Origin of the sequence: Pseudonocardia halophobica, from assembly GCF_050948485.1 — a bacterium.
Lineage (GTDB): Bacteria > Actinomycetota > Actinomycetes > Mycobacteriales > Pseudonocardiaceae > Pseudonocardia > Pseudonocardia halophobica.
Window position 1 is genome coordinate 4663044 of the sequence record NZ_CP192046.1, and the last position, 20239, is coordinate 4683282.

Here is a 20239-nt window from a genome sequence, read left to right on the forward strand (position 1 = left end):
GATCCCGTCCCCTTCTGGCAGGGTCAGCGCGGACGGGGTGGAACGGCGAGGAGGCCACGTGATCACCGGAGTGCACACCGTCCTCTACGCGGAGGACGCCGACCGAGCCCGCGCCTTCCTGCGCGACGTGCTGGGCCTGGCGCACGTCGACGCCGGCGACGGCTGGTTGATCTTCGCCGCGCCCCCGGCCGAGCTCGCGGTCCATCCCACCGACGCCGCCACCAGCGGGCGGCACGAGCTGTTCCTGATGTGCGACGACGTCGAGGCGACGCGGGCGGCGGTGCTCGCCGCCGGCGTCGAGGCCGGCCCGGTGGAGGACCAGGGCTGGGGCCTGAGCACGCGTCTGCGGGTCCCCGGGCTCGGCGACCTGGGGCTCTACGAGCCCCGCCACCCCACCGCCCTCGGCCTCGGCCTCGACCGACCCTGAGGCGTGTGCCCCGGTAGGTGTCCGGGACCGCGCCGAGCACGGCCGATCAGCCGGAGGGGAACGGCCTCACGCGTCCGCCTCCGTAGATCGCGCAGGTCAGGGCCCGGCGGCGATTCGTCTTGCCGCAGGGAGATCCTTTCGGAACTCTCGACCGTCGAGGTTCGCGCGGGCGAGGAGGCGGATGTGGATCGTGTCGACGACAAGAGGGCGACCACCCCTGCCGACCCGCACCGGCCGGGCCGGCCGGCGTGGTGGCAGGAGCTCAAGGGGTCGCTCCGGGGCCGCATGCGCGCGCTCGTGCTGGTGGTCCTGGTCGCCCTGTTCGGGCTGCTCGCCGTCGCGGTGGGCAGCATGGCGCAGGCGTCCACCGCCGACCAGGAGATGATGCAGCGGATCGGTCCGGCGCTGACGTCGGTCGAGCGGCTGCAGACCGCCTACGTGGACCAGGAGACCGGGCTGCGCGGCTACCTCCTCACCGGGCAGGACGGTTTCCTCGACCCGTTCACCGCCGCGGCGCCCCGGATCGCCGCCGAGCAGAACCTGCTCGGCACCCTCGTGCCCGAGCTGGCCGGCAGCCTGGCCGCGGTCGCCGTGGCCTACGACAACTGGTCGGCCAACGTCGCCCGGCCGTTCATCGACCTCCGCCGCGCGGGCGACGTCGCGCAGGCCTCGGCCCTGGCCGCCCAGGACGTGGGCAAGGGGCGCTTCGACGTGCTCCGCCAGCGCGTCGACACCCTCCGCACCCAGATCCGCGGCGAGGCGGACGCCGCCATGGCGGCCTCGTCGTCGGCGCGCCTGCGGCTGTTCGGCGTCCTCGGCGCCGTCGCCGCCCTCGGGATCGCCCTCGGGGTCGTCGCGATGCGGTTCCAGCGGCGTTGGGTGCTCGCCCCGCTCACCCGACTGGGCGACGACGTCGCCGCGGTGGCCGGCGGGGACTACGCCCACCCCATCCGCGACGACGGCCTGCGCGAGCTGGCCACGGTCGGCCGCGGCGTCGCGACGATGCGCGACCGCCTCACCGCCCACGCCGCCGAGACCGCGCGGACCGAACGCCTCCGCGCCCGTGCGGACCAGGCCGAACGCATGGCGGACACGCTCCGCCGCGACGTCATCGTCGAGCTGTCGTCGCTCACGCTGACCGTCACCGCCGTGGCCGGCCGCCATCCCCAAGCCGCGGCCGAGCTGCACCCCGTGGTCCACCGCCTCGACCTGGTCATCACCGCCATCCGGAACGCGATCTTCGGCAGCCCGGAGCCGTCGCCGCCGCAGAACTGAGCCCCGCCGCGTGCAGTCGGCGGTATGCGCCCGCCCGGGCCGCGACGAGAGTGGAGCCGCGTTGCACGTTGTCGGCGTCCAGGTCACATCCCCGCGACATCCCACCGGAGGCAGCGCATGGCCACGATCACCACGCCCGACGGGACCGAGATCTTCTACAAGGACTGGGGAACGGGCACGCCCGTCGTCTTCAGCCACGGCTGGCCGCTCTCGAGCGACGACTGGGACACCCAGATGCTGTTCTTCCTCCAGCAGGGATTCCGCGTCATCGCCCACGACCGGCGCGGACACGGACGCTCCACCCAGACGCCCGACGGGCACGACATGGACCACTACGCCGACGACCTCGCCGCGCTGACCGCCCATCTCGACCTGCAGGGCGCGGTGCACGTCGGGCACTCCACCGGCGGCGGCGAGGTCGTGCACTACATCGCGCGGCACGGGGCGAGCCGGGTGGCGAAGGCCGTGCTGATCAGCGCCGTTCCGCCGCTCATGGTGCAGACGGACGCCAACCCGGGCGGACTGCCCAAGAAGGTGTTCGACGACCTCCAGGCCCAGCTGGCCGCCAACAGGTCCGAGTTCTACCGGGCCCTGCCCTCCGGGCCCTTCTACGGCTTCAACCGCCCGGGCGCGGAACCGTCGGAGGCGATCATCGCGAACTGGTGGCGGCAGGGGATGATGGGCAGCGCGAAGGCGCACTACGACGGGATCGTCGCCTTCTCGCAGACCGACTTCACCGAGGACCTCAGGTCGATCGCCGTCCCCGTGCTGGTGATGCACGGCGACGACGACCAGATCGTCCCCTACGCCGACTCCGCCCCGTTGTCCGCGGAACTCCTGCAGAACGGGACCCTGAAGACCTACGAGGGCTTCCCGCACGGCATGCCGACCACCCAGGCCGACACGATCAACGCCGACCTGCTCGACTTCCTCCGGTCCTGACCGCGTTGCGCCGTGCGCCTGCCGCCCGGGCGTCAGCCGACGGGTGCGCGGGTCTTGAGCTCGGCGAGGATGTCCTGGACGCGCTCCTTGGCGTCGCCGAAGAGCATCTGGGTGTTCTCCCGGAAGAACAGTGGGTTCTGCACGCCGGCGTAGCCGGTGGCCATGGACCGCTTGAACACGATCACGTTCCCGGCCTCCCACACCCGCAGCACGGGCATGCCCGCGATCGGGCTGCCCGGGTCCTCGGCCGCGGCCGGGTTGACCGTGTCGTTGGCGCCGATGACGAGGACGACGTCGGTGTCGGCGAGGTCGTCGTTGACCTCGTCCATCTCCAGGACGATGTCGTAGGGCACCTGCGCCTCGGCGAGCAGCACGTTCATGTGCCCGGGCAGCCGCCCGGCGACCGGGTGCACCCCGAACCGCACCTCGACCCCCTGCTCGCGCAGCCGCCGGGTCAGGTCGGCGACCGGGTACTGGGCCTGGGCGACGGCCATCCCGTAGCCGGGGGTGATGACCACCGAGCGGGCCGACGCGAGCAGCTCGGCCACACCGGCGGCGTCGACCTCCCGGTGCTCGCCCTCCACGGCCGCCGCCGTCGACGCGGTGGCGCCGAACCCGCCCGCGATGACGGAGATGAACGAGCGGTTCATCGCCTTGCACATGATGTAGGACAGGTACGCACCGGAGGAGCCCACCAACGCGCCGGTGATGATCAGCAGGTCGTTGCCCAGCAGGAAGCCCGACGCCGCCGCGGCCCACCCGGAGTAGGAGTTGAGCATCGACACCACGACGGGCATGTCCCCGCCGCCGATCGACGCCACCAGGTGCAGGCCCAGCAGCAGCGCCAGCACCGTGAGCACGGCCAGCACCCACACCGCGGGCGTGATCACGAAGTAGACCGTGAGCGCCGCGAACACCACCAGCGCGCCCAGGTTCAGCGCGTTCTTGCCCGGCAGCATCAGCGGCGCCGACGCGATCTTCGCCGACAGCTTCAGGTAGGCGATGACCGAGCCGGTGAACGTCACCGCGCCGATGAACACCCCGATGGCGACCTCGGCGTGGTGGATGCCCAGCAACGACCCCTCCAGCTGCAGGTGGCCGGACTCCACTTCGAGGAAGCCGTTCCAGCCCACCAGCACCGCGGCCAGGCCGACGAAGCTGTGCATCAGCGCGATCAGCTCGGGCATGCCGGTCATCTCCACGACCCGGGCCCGCCAGAGCCCGATCGCCGCGCCGATGACCAGCGCCACCAGCAGCAACGCGATCCCGAGACCCGACGCCGAGCCGAGCGCCACGATCGCCGTGGCGACGAGCGCGATCGTCATGCCGGCGATGCCGAACACCACCCCGGAGCGGGAGGTCTCGTGGCGGGACAGCCCGGCGAGGCTGACCACGAACAGCAGGGCGGCGATGAGGTAGGCCGCCGTCGTCCACGTCTGCATGTCAGCTCCTGCCCGGGCTACGCGAGAACATCGACAGCATGCGGCGGGTCACCGCGAAGCCACCGACGATGTTGATGGCGGCCAGCAGCACCGCGACCGCGGCCAGGGCCGTGACCAGGGCACTTCCTGTGCCGATCTGCAGGATCGCGCCCACGACGATGATCCCGGAGATGGCGTTGGTGACCGACATCAGCGGGGTGTGCAGCGCGTGGTGCACGTTCCCGATCACGTAGAAGCCGATCACGATGGCCAGCACGAACACCGTCAGGTGCCCGGCCAGCTCCGGCGGGGCGAACGCGGTGACCCCGAACAGCGCCAACGCGCCGGCGATCCCGACCGCGGCCCGCGCCAGCGGCGAGCGCTTCTTCTCCGGCTCCTTGGTGACGGGCTCTGCGGCGGGCTGGGCGACCGGGGCCGCGCTGACCGACACCGGAGGCGGCGGCCACAGCGTCTCCCCCGCATGCGCCACGGTCAGCCCGCGCACCACCACGTCGTCGAGATCCAGGAACAGCCGCCCGTCCTTGGCCGGGGTGAGCAGCTTCAGCAGATTGACCACGTTGGTGCCGTAGAGCTGCGAGGCCTGCGCCGGCAACCGGCCCGGCAGGTCGGTGTAGCCGATGATCGTGACCCCGTTGTCGGTCACCACCACCTCCCCGGCCACCGTGCCCGCCACGTTGCCACCCTGCGCGGCGGCCATGTCCACGATCACGGAGCCCGGACGCATCGACGCGACCTGCTCGGCGGTGATCAACCGCGGTGCCGGCCGACCCGGGATCAACGCCGTGGTGATGATGATGTCCACGTCGCGGGCCTGCTCGGAGTAGATCTCCGCGGCGCGCCGGTCGTAGGCCTCCGACGTCGCCTTCGCATACCCGTCGGTGCTGGCCTCCTGCTCGACCTCCACCGCCAGGTACTCACCACCCAGCGAGCGGACCTGCTCGGCGACCTCGGCCCGCGGGTCGGTCGCCCGCACCACCGCGCCCAGGCTGTTCGCCGCCGCGATCGCCGCCAGCCCCGCCACGCCGACCCCGGCGACCAGCACCTTCGCCGGCGGCACCTTGCCCGCCGCGGTCACCTGCCCGGTGAAGAACCGGCCGAACGCGTGCGCCGCCTCGATCACCGCCCGGTACCCGGCGATGTTCGCCATCGAGGACAGCACGTCCAACGACTGCGCCCGGCTGATCCGCGGCACGGCGTCCATCGACAGCGCCGTGACGCCCTGCGCCGCGAGCGCGGCCACCCGCTCTTCCTCGAAGCGGGGCGCCAGCATCGCCACCAGCGTCGAACCGGACCGCAGCTTCTCGATCTCGTCCGGCTGCGGGGCGTTGATCGTGACCACCACGTCGGCGTCCCACACCGGCCCCTCGGACACCTCCGCCCCCGCGGCGGCGTAGGCGGCGTCGTCGAACCCGGCCCGCACACCCGCCCCGGACTCCACCGTCACGGCGTAGCCGAGGTCGACGGCCTTGCGGACCGTCTCCGGCGTCAACGCCACCCGCGTCTCCGCCTTCGTCGACTCCGCCACCACACCGATGCGCAGCGGCGGCGCGGGTGCTTCGGGACTGTCGCTCATTCGCTCTCCTCGATGTACGGCATCACTGTCGATCGGGGTGGAGGGGGCCGTCGTCACGCACCGGCCCGCAGGACGGAGGGGCCGGGTCACCGACGAACGACGACGCGGCCCTCGTCCCGCGAAGGCGCTTGGCAAAGTTAACGCACTTCTCGCCCCGCGCAGCGACGATCGCGTCACACCGAACGGGTGTGTCGTCGCGCCGCCCCCGCTCTGCGCCGCGGCGCGACAGCGCCGATCACGGGCGCCGTCCGCATCTCATGATCGCTCTCGGGGTGCACGGGCGGCTGCTGGAACGGCCGCTGATGCACGCAGAAGCCGATCACAGGCGGAGGCGCTCAGTAGGCGGCGATCAGAGGGAAGCAGGTCCGGGGGGCGCCCGCACAACCCCGTCCCCATGATCGTCGGTGATGTGCGTCGAGGGCCCCTCGACCGCCACCACCGCAGGGAAGCGCTGATCACGGCGCCGGGCGCACCTGATGACGTCTGAGTGGCTCGTCGGCGGTCGTCCTGCGGGTCAGGCGCGGAAGGTCGGCTTGCGCTTCTCCCGGAACGCGGCGACGCCCTCGGCGAAGTCCGGGCCGGTGAAGAGGGTGCGCTGGGCGCGGGCCTCGGCGACGAGGACCTGCCGCAGGTCGGTGTGGCCGGCGGCGAAGATCTCCTTGGTCGCGGCGAGCGCGGGGCGGGAGCGCCGGGCCAGCAGCTCGGCCCGCTCCAGGGCCAGCTCGACGGCTCCGCCCGGCTCGGCGAGGCGCTCGACGAGGCCGATCGTCGCGGCGTGCTCGGCGTCGACGACCTCACCGAAGAGGATCATCTCGGCCGCGCGGCCCTGGCCGATGCGCCGCGGCAGGGTCCAGGCCAGGCCGGCGTCCGTCGCGAGCCCGACACCGCCGAACGAGGCGCAGAAGCGGGCGTCGCGGGCCGCGACCACGTGGTCCGCCGCGGCGGCCAGCGACAGCCCCGCCCCGTAGGCGCCGCCCTCGACCGCGGCGATCACCGGCGTGGGCCCGGCGACCATCGCCTCGACGAGATCGGCGAGCAGCTGCAGACGCAGGATCCCGAGCTGCTCGTCGTCGCTCATCGACGAGATGTCCCCGCCGGCGGAGAAGAAGCCCTCCGCGCCGGTCAGGACCAGGACACGGACGGTGTCGTCGTCCGTCGCCGCGCGCACCGCGTCCCGCAGTTCGCGGCGCATCTCGACGGACAGCGCGTTGCGCCGTTTCGGGTCGGACAGGGTCAGCACCCGGACCGGCCCCCGGTCCTCGACCTCGACCTCGACCTCGACCTCGACCTCGACGAGGCCCTCAGACATCGAAGTCGACCGTCACCGTGTCGGACACCGGCAGGGTCTGGCAGGTCAGCACGAAGCCGGCCTCGACCTCCTCGTCCTCGAGGGCGAAGTTGCGGCGCATGGTGACCTCACCGTCGGTGACCTGCGCCCGGCACGTCCCGCACACGCCGCCCTTGCAGGCGAAGGGCAGGTCGCCGCGGACCTTCTGTGCGGCGTCGAGGACGGTCTCGTTGCGCGGCAGGGTCAGCTGGGTGGACCGCCCGTTGAGGACGACGGTGACCTCGCTGCCCTCGCCGACCTCGGCGTCGTCCTCGGCGCGGTGCACCGCGGGCGGCGGCTCGTCGACGTAGAACAGCTCGCGGTGGACCCGCTTCTTGTCCACCCCGAGCTCGCCGAGGACGGTCACGGCGTCCTCGGTCATGCCGAGCGGCCCGCACAGCCACCAGTGGTCGACGCCCTCGACGTCGACGAGCGACCCGAGCAGGATCCGCATCCGGTCCGCGTCGAGCCGGCCGTTGAAGATGTCCGCCTCGGTGGGTTCGCGGGAGAGCACGTTGAGCAGGTGCAGCCGGGGGCCGTAGGCGTTCTTGAGGTCGGCGATCTCCTCGGTGAACATCACCGTGTCGGTGCGCCGGTTGCCGTAGAGCAGGGTGACGCGGGTGTCCGCGTGCGCGGCGAGCAGCGACGCGGCGATCGACAGCACCGGGGTGATGCCCGACCCGGCGGCGACGAGCCCGTGGTGGGTACCGGCGGCGAGGTCGGGGGTGAAGGACCCGGCCGGGGGACCGACCTCGATCTCGTCGCCGACCTCGAGCCGGTCGACGAGCCACTCGGAGAACAGCCCGCCGTCGACCCGGCGCACGCCGACCCGCGGCTCGGCGCCGGCCGGGGCGCAGATCGAGTAGGAGCGCCGCTCCTCCCCCGCCTCGGTCTCGAGGCGGAGCGTCAGGTACTGCCCGGGGCGGAACGTGAAGTCCTCGCGCAGGTCGTCCGGCACCGCGAAGGTGACGGCCACGGCGTCGTCGCACAGCCGCTCCAGCGCGGACACCCGCAGCCGGTGGAAGCCGCTCTCGCGGGGCGCCACGACCTCGTCGTCGGCCCGGGTGCCGACGGCGGGCAGTGTGGTCGCGGGGGTCACCTCAGATCTCCTTCATGTGCTCGAAGGGCTCCTGGCACGACGGGCAGCGCCGCAGCGCCGTGCAGGCCGTCGGGCCGAAGCGGGAGAACTCCTCGGTCGACGGGGCGCCGCAGCGCGGGCAGCGGACCTGCGTCGACGGGGCGCCGAGGGACAGCGGGATCGGGCCGGCGGCGCGGGCTGGCGCCTTCCCCGGCGGGGCGATACCGGCCTCGGCCAGCTTGCGCCGGCCGGCCTCGCTGATCCAGTCCGTGCTCCACGCCGGCGAGAACACGGTGCGGACCGCGACGGAGTCGTAGCCGGCCTCGCCCAAGGCGATGCGGATGTCGTCCCGCATGACCTCGATGGCGGGGCAGCCGGAGTAGGTCGGGGTGATAGTGACGACCACATCGGCCCCGTCCTCCTCGACCGAGCGGATCACGCCGAGGTCGTCGAGGGTGAGCATGGGCATCTCGGGATCGACGACCCGGGCGACGACGTCCCGCGCGCCCAGGTCCACCCGCAGCTCGGGATCGGTCACCATGTCGCCCCCGGGTGCTCGCGGGCGACGCTCTGCATTTCCGCCAGGACGTGGCCGAGGCGCTCGGTGTGCACGCCCTGCCGGCCGCTGCGACCGCCGATCGTGCCCACCGGGGGCACGTCGGGCCGGGTCAGGGTGGCCCGGTCGAGGACCTGCGCGAGCACGGCCTCGAACTCCTCGCGCGTCCCGGCCGGGTCGACCGCGACGCCCGCCTCGACGAGCCGGTGTTCCTCGTCCGAGGTGCGGAACAGCTCCTCCACGTACGGCCACGCCCAGTCCAGCCCGGCCTGCACGCGCCGGTGCGACTCCTCCGTGCCGTCGCCCAGGCGCAGGGCCCAGCGGGCGGCGTAGTCGCGGTGGTACGTCAGCTCCTTGACGCCCTTGCCCGCCACTGCGGCGATCACCGGGTCCTTCGAGTCCAGCAGCCGGTGCAGCAGCGCGAGCCGCCAGGTCGAGAAGATCAGCAGCCGGGCGATGCAGCGGCCGAAGTCCAGCTCGTCGGACTGCTCGGCGAGGGCGACGTTGCGGAACCCGGCCTGGTCGCGCAGGTAGGCCAGCGCGTCCTCGTCGCGGTCCGCCCCCTCGACGTGCCCGGCCCGGGCCAGCAGCACGCGGGCCTGGCCGAGCAGGTCGAGCGCGGTGTTGGCCAGCGCGACCTCCTCCTCCAGCTCCGGCGCGTTGGCCACCCACTCCGACAGCTGCTGGCTGTAGATCAGCGCGTCGTCGCCCAGCATCTGGCAGTACGCCGCGAGGTCCGCCGCGTCGACGCCCTCGGGAACCGGCGCGGTGATCTCGGCCTCGACGTCCTCGAAGCCCGTGCCGAAGGCCCAGCGCGGGTCGTCGTGCGCGGTGGTCTCCGACAGCGACTGGTAGGCGTTGGTCGCGTCGTGCTCGCCCTGCTCCACGTGGCTCACAGGTGCGGCACCTCCTCCGGGATCGCGTAGAAGGTCGGGTGCCGGTAGACCTTGTCGCCGGACGGCGCGAAGAACGGGTCCTTCTCCGCCGGGCTCGAGGCGGTGATGTCCTCGGCCTTGACCACCCAGATCGACACGCCCTCGTTGCGGCGGGTGTAGAGGTCGCGCGCGTTGTGCAACGCCATCTCCGCGTCCGCGGCGTGCAGCGAGCCCACGTGCACGTGGTTCAGGCCGCGCTTGCCGCGGACGAACACCTCGTACAGCGGCCAGTCGCGCCGCTTCACACCCTGCCCCTTCTCGATGGCGCCGGTCGGCACGCCCGTCGTCGGGACGGCCCCGTGGCCCCCCTCGGCCGTCACCTCGTCGATCCCGCCAGGGGTCTCGTCGCCGGGGATCACGCCGTCACCTCACGCTTCTTCGCCGCCTGCTTGTCCGCATAGGCGCGGGCGGCCTCGCGCACCCACGCCCCGTTCTCGTGCGCCCGGCGGCGGTGCGCGATCCGCTGCGTGTTGGTCGGGCCCGCACCGGTGATCACGGCCTTGAACTCCGACCAGTCCGGTTCACCGAAGTTGTGCGCCTGCCGCTCGGAGTTCCACCGCAGCTCCGGGTCCGGCAGCGTGACACCCAGGGCCTCGGCCTGCGGGACCGTCATGTCCACGAACCGCTGGCGCAGCTCGTCGTTCGTGTGCCGCTTGATGTTCCACGCCATGGACTGCTGGGTGTTCGGGGAGTCCCCGTCCGCGGGACCGAACATCATCAGCGACGGCCACCACCACCGGTTCACCGACTCCTGCACCATCGCTTTCTGCTCCGGGGTTCCGTTCACCATGGCCAGCAGCAGCTCGTAGCCCTGCCGCTGGTGGAACGACTCCTCCTTGCAGATCCGCACCATCGCCCGGGCGTACGGGCCGTAGGAGCAGCGGCACAGCGGGACCTGGTTGCAGATCGCCGCCCCGTCGACCAGCCAGCCGATCACGCCGACGTCGGCGTAGGTCAGCGTGGGGTAGTTGAAGATCGAGGAGTACTTCTGCTTCGACTCGATCAGCTTCTCGGTCAGCTCCTCACGGTCCACGCCGAGCGTCTCGGCGGCCGCGTAGAGGTACATCCCGTGCCCGGCCTCGTCCTGCACCTTGGCCAGCAGGATCGCCTTGCGCCGCAGCGACGGCGCGCGGCCGATCCAGTTGCCCTCGGGCTGCATGCCGATGATCTCGGAGTGCGCGTGCTGCGCGATCTGGCGGATCAACGTCTTGCGGTAGGCCTCGGGCATCCAGTCCCGCGGCTCGATCCGCTGGTCGGCGTCGATCGTGGCCTGGAACTCGTCCTCGAACGCAGGGTGGGAGCGCTCTTCGGTCGCGGTCATCGCGAACCTCCAAAACCGAATGTTCGTTCGTCTGATGATGACGCACTCCCGCCGCACATGCAAGCGTGGGGCCGAACTCACCCGGGCGGGCGTCAGGCCGGCGGGATGATCCCCGTGGACACCATCTGCACGACCTGGGCGGGAAGGCTCTCCGAACCGGGCCGGCCGGGGCGGTACCACTCGATGATCGAGTTCACCGTGCCGGACAACAGCCGGGCCGCCAGCCAGGGCTCCACCCCCGCTGCGACCTCGCCGTCCTCCACCGCCTCGGCGACGAGCGTGGCGAGGGTGGCGTCGAACGCGCGGCGGCGGGCCAGGGCCCACCGCTCGATGTCGGTGTTGCCGCGGACCCGCAGGAGCAGCGTCACGTAGGGCAGCTCCGTGGTGAGCACCTCGACCTGGCGCCCGATGATGTGCTGCAGCCGCCGCAGCGCGGGTCCGCGCTGGGAGGCGGGCTCGTCGAGGATGCCGAAGAGCCCGTCGAGCGCTCGCTGCAGCGCCGCGCGGAGGAGCTCCTCCTTGCCGCTGACGTGGTGGTAGAAGGAGGACTTCGTGATCCCGGCGGCCCGCGACAGGTCCTCCATCGAGGTGGCGTCGTAGCCGCGGGCGTTGAACTCCTGCACCGCCACGGCCAGCAGGGACCGGGCGTCGTAGACGGGGCGGCGGGCACCGGCGGTGCCTCGGGCGCGCCGGTTCGGCCGGGAGGGCGGCCCCGCCGTCACGGCGGTCATCGCGCTCCTCCCGTGCGTCGCACCCGGCCGACCGGCCGGCCGTCGGCTCCCGGGATTGCACGTGTCATTCGCGGACCTCGCCTTCCCCGTGTCGGGCCGCTCGGAACCCCCTGAGACCGACGCCGTGAGTCAGAGGCCGGCGGGTCATGATCGCCCGAACGATCGGGCTGTCGCACTTCTCGACCCCGGCGACCGCCGTCAGGGACCCACGCGGCAGTGTGACGTGCTCGCCGACGTCGTCTCCCCCATCTGATGAGCCTGCCCGTCCCGGCCGACCCCTGGCCACCGCCCCTGACGCTTCCACCAGCGCTTTCTCGAGCTCCACCGGCAGCGGTTCGTGCCGCGACGGCGACGGCCGAGCCCTGGCCGTCGGGCCCACGGGACGCGCGCGCCGGACGCCGTCGGCACCCTCGCCCCTGTCGGATCGCCACGCGCCCATGCTAACCTGCCCGGCAACCGAACGATCGTTCGCCGACGCAGACACCGATCGGAGGCCGAGCGGCTTCATGGGCAGCAGCAACACCGCATTCCTGGTGAGCGGGGTCCGCACCCCGCAGGGCAAGTACGGCGGGGCGCTGGCGGGCGTCCGCCCCGACGACCTGGCCGCCCTGGTGGTCGGCGAGGCCGTCGCGCGGGCCGGGGTGCCGGCCGACGCGATCGACGAGGTCGTCCTGGGCGCCGCGAACCAGGCCGGCGAGGACAACCGCAACGTGGCCCGAATGGCCGTTCTGCTGGCCGGGCTCCCGGCGACGGTCCCGGGCTACACCGTGAACCGGCTGTGCGCGAGCGGCCTGACCGCCGTCACGAACGCCGCCCAGGCGATCAAGGCCGGGGAGGCCGACGTCGTCGTCGCCGGCGGGGTCGAGTCGATGACCCGGGCGCCGTGGGTGATGGCCAAGCCGGGCACGCCGTGGGCCAAGCCGGGCGAGGTCGCGGACACGTCGCTGGGCTGGCGTTTCACCAACCCGCGCTTCCGCACTCTCGACGAGGCCGCGCCCGAGGTCCACACCGAGACCGAGGGTCCGGCGACCCTGTCGATGGGTGAGACCGCCGAGGAGGTGGCGGCGCTCGACGGCATCACCCGCGAGGAGTGCGACGAGTTCGCGCTGCGCAGCCACACCCGTGCGGTCGCCGCGGCGAAGGACGGGCGGTTCGACGCGGAGCTGGTCACCGTCTCCGTCCCGCAGCGCAAGGGCGACCCCGTCCAGGTCACCGCGGACGAGGGCCCCCGCGCCGACGCCTCCCCCGAGTCCCTGGGGCGGCTGCGCCCGGTGTTCCGCAGGGGCGGGATCGTCACCGCGGGCAACTCCTCTCCCCTGTCCGACGGCGCCGCGGCGGTCGTCGTCGCCAGCGAGCGGGCCGTCGAGGAGCACGGGCTGACCCCGCTCGCCCGGATCGTCGTCGGTGCCGGCGCCGGTGTCGCGCCGCACGTCATGGGCCTCGGCCCGGTGCCCGCCACGCAGAAGGCGCTGCGGCTGGCCGGCTGGCAGGTCGGCGACCTCGACGCGGTCGAGCTCAACGAGGCCTTCGCCGCGCAGAGCCTCGCGTGCGTGCGCCGCCTGGGCCTGGACCCCGAGACCGTGAACGCCGACGGCGGCGCCATCGCCCTGGGCCACCCGCTGGGCTGCTCCGGCGCCCGGATCACCGTCACGCTCGCCAACCGGCTCCGCCGCGAGGGCGGCCGCCGCGGCCTGGCGTCGATGTGCGTCGGCGTCGGCCAGGGCGCGGCCCTGCTCCTCGAGACCGTCTGACCCGCCTCCACCACGAGAGGGATCGCATGACCACCCCACTTCTGCGCAGCTATGTCTGCGGTGACTGGTACACCGCGTCCGACGAGGGTCGTCCGTTGTTCGATGCGGTGACCGGGGAGGTGATCGCCCGGGTCTCGTCCACCGGCGTCGACTTCGCCGCCGTGCTGCGGTACGGGCGTGAGGTCGGTGGGCCGGGGCTGCGGGAGTTGACCTTCCACCAGCGGGCCGGGCTGCTCAAGGCGCTGGGGCAGCATCTGCGCTCGCACCGCGAGGAGCTCTATGCGGTCTCCGCGCGGACCGGGGCGACGTTGGGGGATGCGAAGTTCGACGTCGACGGCGGGATCGGGGTGCTGCTGGCCTACGCCTCGAAGGCCAAGCGCGAACTGCCGAACGACACCGTCTACCTCGACGGGGCGGTGGAGCCGCTCGGGCGCGGCGGCACGTTCGTCGGCCAGCACCTGTGTGTCCCGCTGCGCGGGGTCGCGGTGCAGGTCAACGCGTTCAACTTCCCGGTGTGGGGGCCGCTGGAGAAGTTCGCGCCCGCGTTCCTCGCCGGCGTCCCGAGCCTGATCAAGCCGGCGTCGCCGACCGCGTTTGTGACCGCGAAGCTGGTCGAGCTGATCGTCGGCTCCGGGCTGCTGCCCGCCGGGGCGCTGCAGTTCGTGGCCGGCGCGCTGGGCGACACCTTCGACCACCTCACCGGCCAGGACCTGGTCTCGTTCACCGGGTCGGCGTCCACGGCGCAGACCCTGCGCAGCCACCCCACGCTGGTGCGCAACTGCGTGCGGTTCACCGCCGAGGCCGACTCGCTGAACTTCTCCGCCCTCGGCCCGCACGCCACCGACACCGAGGTCGAGCTGTTCGTCAAGGCCCTGGTCGCCGAGATGACCGTGAAGGCCGGGCAGAAGTGCACCGCCATCCGCCGCGCCTTCGTCCCCGCCGAGCGGGTCGACGCCGTCGTCGAGGCCGTCTCCGCCCGGCTGGCCACGACCGTGGTCGGCAACCCGGCAAGCGAGGGTGTCCGGATGGGGGCGCTCGCCTCGCTGGATCAGCGCGAGGAGGTCCGCCGCAGCGTCAAGGCCCTGGCCGACGCCGGGCGGATCGTGTTCGGCGACCCGGAGCAGGTCGAGGTGGTCGACGCGGACCCGGACCGGGGCGCGTTCGTCTCGCCGATCCTGCTGGTCGGTGACCCGGAGCGGGCCGAGCCGCACCAGGTCGAGGCCTTCGGCCCGGTCTGCACCATCCTCCCCTACCACACCACCGCACAGCTGATCGACTACGCCGCCCGCGGGCAGGGCAGCCTCGCCGGCTCCCTGGTCAGCGCCGACCCCGGGTTCGTCCGCGAGGTGGTGCTGGGCACCGCCGCGTTCCACGGGCGGCTGCTGGTGCTCAACGAGGCCGACGCCCAGGAGTCCACCGGGCACGGCTCCCCGCTGCCCCAGCTGGTGCACGGCGGGCCCGGCCGGGCCGGCGGCGGGGAGGAGATGGGCGGCCTCCGCGGGGTGCTGCACCACATGCAGCGCACCGCCATCCAGGCCGACCCGGACACCCTGGCCGCGATCACCGGCCGCTGGGTCCCCGGGGCGCAACGGCACCAGACCGAGCGGCACCCCTTCCGGCTGCACCTCGAAGAACTGCGCCCCGGCGACACCATCGTGGCCGGGCCGCGGCGGGTCACCCAGGCCGACGTCGAGCACTTCGCCGAGTTCACCGGCGACACCTTCTACGCCCACACCGACGCGCAGGCCGCCGCGGCGAACCCGCTGTTCGGTGAGCGCGTCGCGCACGGCTACCTGATCGTCTCCCTCGCCGCCGGGCTGTTCGTCGACCCCGACCCCGGCCCGGTACTGGCCAACTTCGGGGTGGACAACCTGCGCTTCCTCACCCCGGTCAAGTTCGACGACGAACTCACCGTCACCCTGACCTGCAAACAACTCACCCCGCGCGAGTCCGCCGGCTACGGCGAGGTCCGCTGGGACGCCGACGTCACCCGCCAGGACGGCGAATCCGTCGCCCGCTACGACGTCCTCACCCTCGTCGCGAAGAAGGAGCCCGACCAGTGACCAGCCCGACCGCGGCGCGCCGGCTGGGCGAGGCGCCGGACCCGCAGACCCTCGACGCGGCCGAGCGCCTGTCGACGGACGAGCTGCGCACGCTGCAGCTCGAGCGGCTGCGGTGGACGCTGCGGCACGCCTACGACAACGTGCCGCACTACCGCCGCTCCTTCGACGCCGCGGGCGTGCACCCGGACGACTGCCGCGACCTCGCGGACATCGCGAAGTTCCCCACCACCACCAAGGCCGACCTGCGCGAGAACTACCCGTTCGGGATGTTCGCCGTGCCACAGGCCGAGGTCCGCCGCATCCACGCCTCCTCGGGCACCACCGGCCGACCCACCGTCGTCGGCTACACCGAGCGCGACATCGACACCTGGGCCGGCCTGATCGCCCGCTCCATCCGTGCCGCCGGCGGCCGGCCCGGGCACAAGGTGCACAACGCCTACGGCTACGGCCTGTTCACCGGCGGGCTGGGCGCCCACTACGGCATCGAGAAACTCGGCGCCACCGCCATCCCGATCTCCGGCGGGATGACCCCGCGGCAGATCCAGCTGATCGGCGACTTCGCCCCCGACGTCATCATGGTCACCCCGTCCTACATGCTCACCCTGCTCGACGAGTTCGACCGCCAGGGCATCGACCCCCGCTCCACCTCGCTCACGGTCGGCATCTTCGGCGCCGAACCGTGAACCGAACAGATGCGCGCCGAGATCGAAGACCGCATGGACATGCACGCCGTGGACATCTACGGCCTCTCCGAGGTCATGGGCCCCGGCGTGGCCCAGGAATGCGTGGAGACCAAGGACGGGCTGCACATCTGGGAAGACCACTTCCTGCCCGAGGTCCTCGACCCCCTCGACGGCACCGTGCTCGCCGACGGCCAGGAGGGCGAACTCGTGTTCACCTCGCTCACCAAGCAGGCCCTGCCGATCATCCGCTACCGCACCCGCGACCTCACCCGGCTGCTACCCGGCACCGCACGCCCGTCCATGCGGCGCATGCAGAAGATCACCGGCCGCTCCGACGACATGATCATCCTGCGCGGGGTCAACCTGTTCCCCACCCAGATCGAGGAAATCGTCCTGCGCACCCCGGGATTCGCCCCGCACTTCCAGCTCGAACTCACCACCAAGGGCCGCATGGACGCCCTCACCGTCCGGGTCGAAGCCCGCGCGGACGCCACGGCCGAGCGCCGCAAGGCCGCAGCCGCGGAGCTGATCAAGGCCGTGAAGGACACCATCGGCGTCTCGGTGACCTGCGACGTCGTCGACCCCGACACCCTCGAACGCTCGGTCGGCAAGCTCCAGCGCCTCCTGGACCGCCGCACGAGGTGAACCCGGCGGTACCGAGCTCGCACCCGGACGCCTCGACCACTTCCCTCGACGCCGCGCCCGCCCGGTCCTCCGGGCGGGCGCGCTCGTGTGTCCCGGCGTCGCGATCATGGGGACCCGCCACGCTCACGCGCGACCAGGACGAGGCCGACCTCGCGCGGCACGCCGACGAGATGCGGGCGCACACCTCTCCTTCGACTACGCGGTACTCGACGCCGACGAGTCCACACTCCTCGGCTGCGTCTACATCGATCGCGTGCCGACCGTCGACGGCCGACGCGGCGCCGAGGTCTCCTGGTGGACCGACCGTCGCGCCGGCGAGCCCGTCCGACGAACGCTCGACGAGTTCGTCCCCGGCTGGATCAGCCGGAGCTGGCCCTTCGACAGGGTGACCTTCCCGTTCAACCCCGGATCCCCCGTTCACCCTCCGACCGGGCGGCCTCCGGAGTAGCCGTGGCGATCGTTCAGCGGCACGACGCCCGTCGGGTTTGCGTTCGCGCCGTTCCCCTGATGCAGTGGCAGCCGCGGCACCGCGAGGTCGGTGCCCGTTCCTCGTTCCGCCCGGTCACGCAGTCGGCCGTATGTCGCTCCCCGGAGCCCCGTCGACTCGAAGGATCGTGGCGTGGAAGAAGCTCGTCCGGTACACCCCCCGGAACCCGTGACGTCGTCGGCGCGGGAGTACTCGCGGGACGGGCTGGCCGAGATGCTCGCCGTGCGCCCCATACCCGGGCTGGCCCTGCTGATGCTCTTCGGTGAGATCGACCTGACCGGCTCGGCCGACGTCGGGGCCTGGGTGGAGGGCCAGGAGGCCGACCGCGTCGTGCTGGACCTCAGCGACGTGGGGTTCGTCGCGGCGCGGTCCGCCAGGAGGCTCGCCGAGGCGCAACAGACGCTGCGCCGGCGCGGCTCCGTGGTGCGGGTCGTGGTGTCGGGCAACCCGGTCCTGAGCCGCGTGTTGCGGCTCGTCGGCTCCTTCGACCTCTACGACTCCGTCGCCGCCGCCTGCCGCTGACCGCCCGCGGCGCACCCAGGCGGCGACGGCCTCGTCGGAGTCGTCGGACCCCGGCCCGGGCAGCACCTCATGGGCGCCCCACTCGCTCCCGATGTGTGGGTGGACGAGGAAGTGATTCCGGACGGTAGATTCGGGGGAATCGGCAGGGACATCGGGAATCCCTCGTGCCCTCGGAAGGGTTTCCCCTGGGCTTCGGACCCGTATCACGGGCTGATGATCACGCCGTTCACCTTCCGTTTCGGAATGCGTCCCGCGCCGCGCGCCGGCGCGATGTCGACCCTCCAGGTTCGGCCCTCGCCCGGCCCACGCGCCATAGGTAGTTCCTCCAATTGCTCCTTTCGTCGCCACGTCGGACCGTGGGGCATCCGGGCCGGCGGCCCGCCGCTCGTGTGCCCGCCGGGCGGCCGCCGCGCCGCCGGTGCCCGAGCACGACCCACCCCACGAGGAGCGCGTTGATGACGAGCACGCTGACCCCGACCGCCGAGCTGTACCTGGACGGGGCCTGGATTACCGGAGGCGCAGGCACGTTCACCTCCGTCGACCCGGCCACCGCCGAGCCCCTCGTCGAGGTGGCCGCGGCCGACGCCGCCGACGTCGACCGGGCCGTCGCGGCGGCGACCCGGGCCCTGCGTGGCGACTGGGCCGCGACGCCGCCGTCGGCCAAGGGCGCGCTCCTGCACACCCTCGCCGGCCTCGTCGAGCGGGACGTCGAGACGCTCGCCCGGCTGGAGGCGCAGGACATGGGGGTGCCGCTCGGTATCGCCCGGGGACTGTTCGTGCCGAACCTGGTCGCGTCCCTGCGCTACTACGCGGGCTGGGCCGACAAGATCAACGGCGAGCTGCTGGGCACCGACGGTTACTTCGGCGCCCCGACGCACTCGTACACCCGCCGGGAGCCGATCGGCGTCATCGCGGCGATCGTCCCGTGGAACGCGCCGCTGATGATCCTGGGCTGGAAGCTGGCCCCGGCGCTGGCCACCGGCAACACCGTGATCGTGAAGCCCGCCGAGGACGCCTCGCTGTCGATCCTGCATCTCGCCCGGCTGGTCGAGGAGGCGGGCTTCCCCGCGGGCACGGTCCAGGTCCTCCCCGGCCCCGGCGACGTCACCGGCGAGGCCCTCACCCTCCACCCCGGCGTGCACAAGGTCAGCTTCACCGGGTCCACCGAGGTCGGCCGCCGGATCCTGCGCAACTCCGCCACGCACTTCACCCGCACCACCCTCGAGCTGGGCGGCAAGTCCCCGCAGATCGTCTTCGCCGACGCCGACCTGGAGTCCGCGGTCCGCGGCCTGGCGATGGGGCTGTTCACCAACCAGGGCCAGGTGTGTGCCGCCGGCACCCGGATCCTCGTGCACCGCTCGGTCGCCGACGCGGTGCTCGACGGGCTGAAGCAGGCCGCCGAGGCGCAGGTGCTCGGGAACCCGCTGGCCGCGGACACGACGATGGGCCCGCTGGTCAGCGCGGCGCAGCGGGACCGGGTGCTCGGCTACGTGCACCGTGGTCTCGAGGAGGGCGCCACCCTCGTCACCGGCGGGGCCGCCCCGGAGGGCCCGGGGCACTTCGTGGCGCCGACGGTGTTCGCGGGCGGCAACGACCTCACGATCGCGCGGGAGGAGATCTTCGGCCCGGTCGGCACCGTCATCACCTTCGACGACGACGCCGAGGCGATCGCGCTGGCCAACGACAACCGCTACGGGCTCGCGGCGACCGTGTGGACCTCGGACGTGCGGCGCGCCCACGTGGTCGCGGCCGCCCTGGAGGCCGGCGCCGTCGGGGTCAACGGCTGGTCGCCGCTCGCGCCGCAGCTGCCCTGGGGCGGGGTGAAGGCCAGCGGAATCGGCCGGGAGCTCGGGTTCGAGGGCATCCTCGCCAACACCGAGTCCAAGACCGTCACCGTCGTCCTCTGAGGATCGGGATCCGAACATGACCGACACCGACACGATCGCCGCCCTGACCCGCCGCGTCGAGGTCCTCGAGGCCGAGGCGGACATCCGCCGCCTCCAGGCGCGCTACATGTGGCTCTGCGACACCCCGCTCCCCGAGTTCGGGGTCACCGACGACGGGCAGCGCATCGACCTGATCATGGACCTCTACACCGACGACGCCGTCTGGGAGGGTGTGGGAGAGTACTACGACGGCCAGTTCGGGCGGGCGGAGGGAGCGGCCGCGGTGCGCACGCACTTCGAGGGCTTCTGGTCCCGGGACCGTGATCCCGCGCTGGTCCTCAACGCCCACTACCTCACCTCCGAGCAGATCCACGTCGACGGCGACACCGCGACCGGCCAGTGGATCCACATGCAGCCCTGGCTGTTCGCGGACGGCACGTCCCTGCTGCGCTCCAGCCGGCTCAACAACGCCTTCCGCAAGGTCGGCGGGTGTTGGAAGATCTCGCGGACCCGGACCGAGAACGTGTTCGTCGCTCCCCTGCCCGGTCGCTGGGCGAGCGACCACCCGTCCGGCTCGGTCCTCATGCGGCCGTGA

At 72.7% G+C, this 20239-nt stretch carries 17 protein-coding genes and 1 pseudogene; 9 read left to right on the forward strand and 9 right to left on the reverse strand.

Annotation, left to right across the window (positions count from 1 at the left end):
• Positions 1-58 precede the first annotated feature (58 nt).
• From ACQP04_RS22165 to ACQP04_RS22175, 3 genes are all read left to right on the forward strand, one after another.
• Entirely contained in the window at positions 59-427 is a 369-nt protein-coding gene (locus tag ACQP04_RS22165) for a VOC family protein (RefSeq protein WP_433502479.1), read from the forward strand.
• Positions 428-610: 183 nt separating this feature from the next.
• Positions 611-1702, forward strand: coding sequence for a CHASE3 domain-containing protein (locus ACQP04_RS22170; protein WP_433502480.1), 1092 nt, complete (start codon positions 611-613; stop codon positions 1700-1702).
• Between the two features lie 117 nt (positions 1703-1819).
• Positions 1820-2644 (forward strand): alpha/beta fold hydrolase, encoded by an 825-nt coding sequence (locus ACQP04_RS22175; RefSeq protein ID WP_433502481.1) that lies wholly within the window; start codon positions 1820-1822, stop codon positions 2642-2644.
• A gap of 32 nt (positions 2645-2676) precedes the next feature.
• On the opposite strand, the gene pntB is transcribed toward ACQP04_RS22175, so the two are convergent.
• The 9 genes from pntB to ACQP04_RS22220 form a co-directional block, all read right to left on the reverse strand.
• Entirely contained in the window at positions 2677-4086 is a 1410-nt protein-coding gene (pntB, locus tag ACQP04_RS22180) for a Re/Si-specific NAD(P)(+) transhydrogenase subunit beta (protein ID WP_433502482.1), read from the reverse strand.
• Between the two features lies 1 nt (position 4087).
• Positions 4088-5659 carry a Re/Si-specific NAD(P)(+) transhydrogenase subunit alpha gene (locus ACQP04_RS22185; RefSeq protein WP_433502483.1) on the reverse strand — a complete coding sequence of 524 codons (1572 nt, stop codon included), beginning with the start codon at positions 5657-5659 and terminating at the stop codon, positions 4088-4090.
• A 514-nt stretch (positions 5660-6173) separates the two neighbouring features.
• Entirely contained in the window at positions 6174-6968 is a 795-nt protein-coding gene (locus ACQP04_RS22190; protein WP_433502484.1) for an enoyl-CoA hydratase/isomerase family protein, read from the reverse strand.
• Entirely contained in the window at positions 6961-8031 is a 1071-nt protein-coding gene (paaE, locus tag ACQP04_RS22195) for a 1,2-phenylacetyl-CoA epoxidase subunit PaaE (protein WP_433508416.1), read from the reverse strand. Before paaE ends, ACQP04_RS22190 begins: the two co-directional genes overlap by 8 nt.
• 55 nt (positions 8032-8086) lie before the next feature.
• Entirely contained in the window at positions 8087-8605 is a 519-nt protein-coding gene (paaD, locus tag ACQP04_RS22200) for a 1,2-phenylacetyl-CoA epoxidase subunit PaaD (protein WP_433502485.1), read from the reverse strand.
• Positions 8599-9516 (reverse strand): 1,2-phenylacetyl-CoA epoxidase subunit PaaC, encoded by a 918-nt coding sequence (gene paaC / locus ACQP04_RS22205; RefSeq protein ID WP_433502486.1) that lies wholly within the window; start codon positions 9514-9516, stop codon positions 8599-8601. Before paaC ends, paaD begins: the two co-directional genes overlap by 7 nt.
• Positions 9513-9800, reverse strand: coding sequence for a 1,2-phenylacetyl-CoA epoxidase subunit PaaB (paaB, locus tag ACQP04_RS22210; RefSeq protein WP_271214979.1), 288 nt, complete (start codon positions 9798-9800; stop codon positions 9513-9515). Before paaB ends, paaC begins: the two co-directional genes overlap by 4 nt.
• A gap of 110 nt (positions 9801-9910) precedes the next feature.
• Positions 9911-10876: a 1,2-phenylacetyl-CoA epoxidase subunit PaaA gene (gene paaA / locus ACQP04_RS22215; RefSeq protein ID WP_433502487.1), complete on the reverse strand. Its 966-nt coding sequence runs from the start codon at positions 10874-10876 to the stop codon at positions 9911-9913.
• Positions 10877-10968: 92 nt separating this feature from the next.
• A complete protein-coding gene (locus ACQP04_RS22220) occupies positions 10969-11598 on the reverse strand; it encodes a TetR/AcrR family transcriptional regulator (RefSeq protein WP_433508417.1) in 630 nt (209 codons plus the stop codon).
• Positions 11599-12113: 515 nt separating this feature from the next.
• Between ACQP04_RS22220 and ACQP04_RS22225 the strand changes: the two genes are divergently transcribed.
• The 6 genes and pseudogenes from ACQP04_RS22225 (at position 12114) to ACQP04_RS22250 (ending at position 20239) form a co-directional block, all read left to right on the forward strand.
• Complete coding sequence (locus ACQP04_RS22225; protein ID WP_433502488.1) at positions 12114-13358, forward strand: thiolase family protein; 1245 nt, start codon at positions 12114-12116, stop codon at positions 13356-13358.
• A 26-nt stretch (positions 13359-13384) separates the two neighbouring features.
• A complete protein-coding gene (paaZ, locus tag ACQP04_RS22230) occupies positions 13385-15421 on the forward strand; it encodes a phenylacetic acid degradation bifunctional protein PaaZ (protein ID WP_433502489.1) in 2037 nt (678 codons plus the stop codon).
• 23 nt (positions 15422-15444) lie between these two features.
• Positions 15445-16749: pseudogene (paaK, locus tag ACQP04_RS22235) on the forward strand (phenylacetate--CoA ligase PaaK).
• Between the two features lie 655 nt (positions 16750-17404).
• Positions 17405-17758 carry an STAS domain-containing protein gene (locus ACQP04_RS22240; RefSeq protein WP_433502490.1) on the forward strand — a complete coding sequence of 118 codons (354 nt, stop codon included), beginning with the start codon at positions 17405-17407 and terminating at the stop codon, positions 17756-17758.
• A gap of 455 nt (positions 17759-18213) precedes the next feature.
• Positions 18214-19665 carry an aldehyde dehydrogenase family protein gene (locus ACQP04_RS22245; protein WP_433502491.1) on the forward strand — a complete coding sequence of 484 codons (1452 nt, stop codon included), beginning with the start codon at positions 18214-18216 and terminating at the stop codon, positions 19663-19665.
• Positions 19666-19681: 16 nt separating this feature from the next.
• Positions 19682-20239: a nuclear transport factor 2 family protein gene (locus tag ACQP04_RS22250; RefSeq protein WP_433502492.1), complete on the forward strand. Its 558-nt coding sequence runs from the start codon at positions 19682-19684 to the stop codon at positions 20237-20239.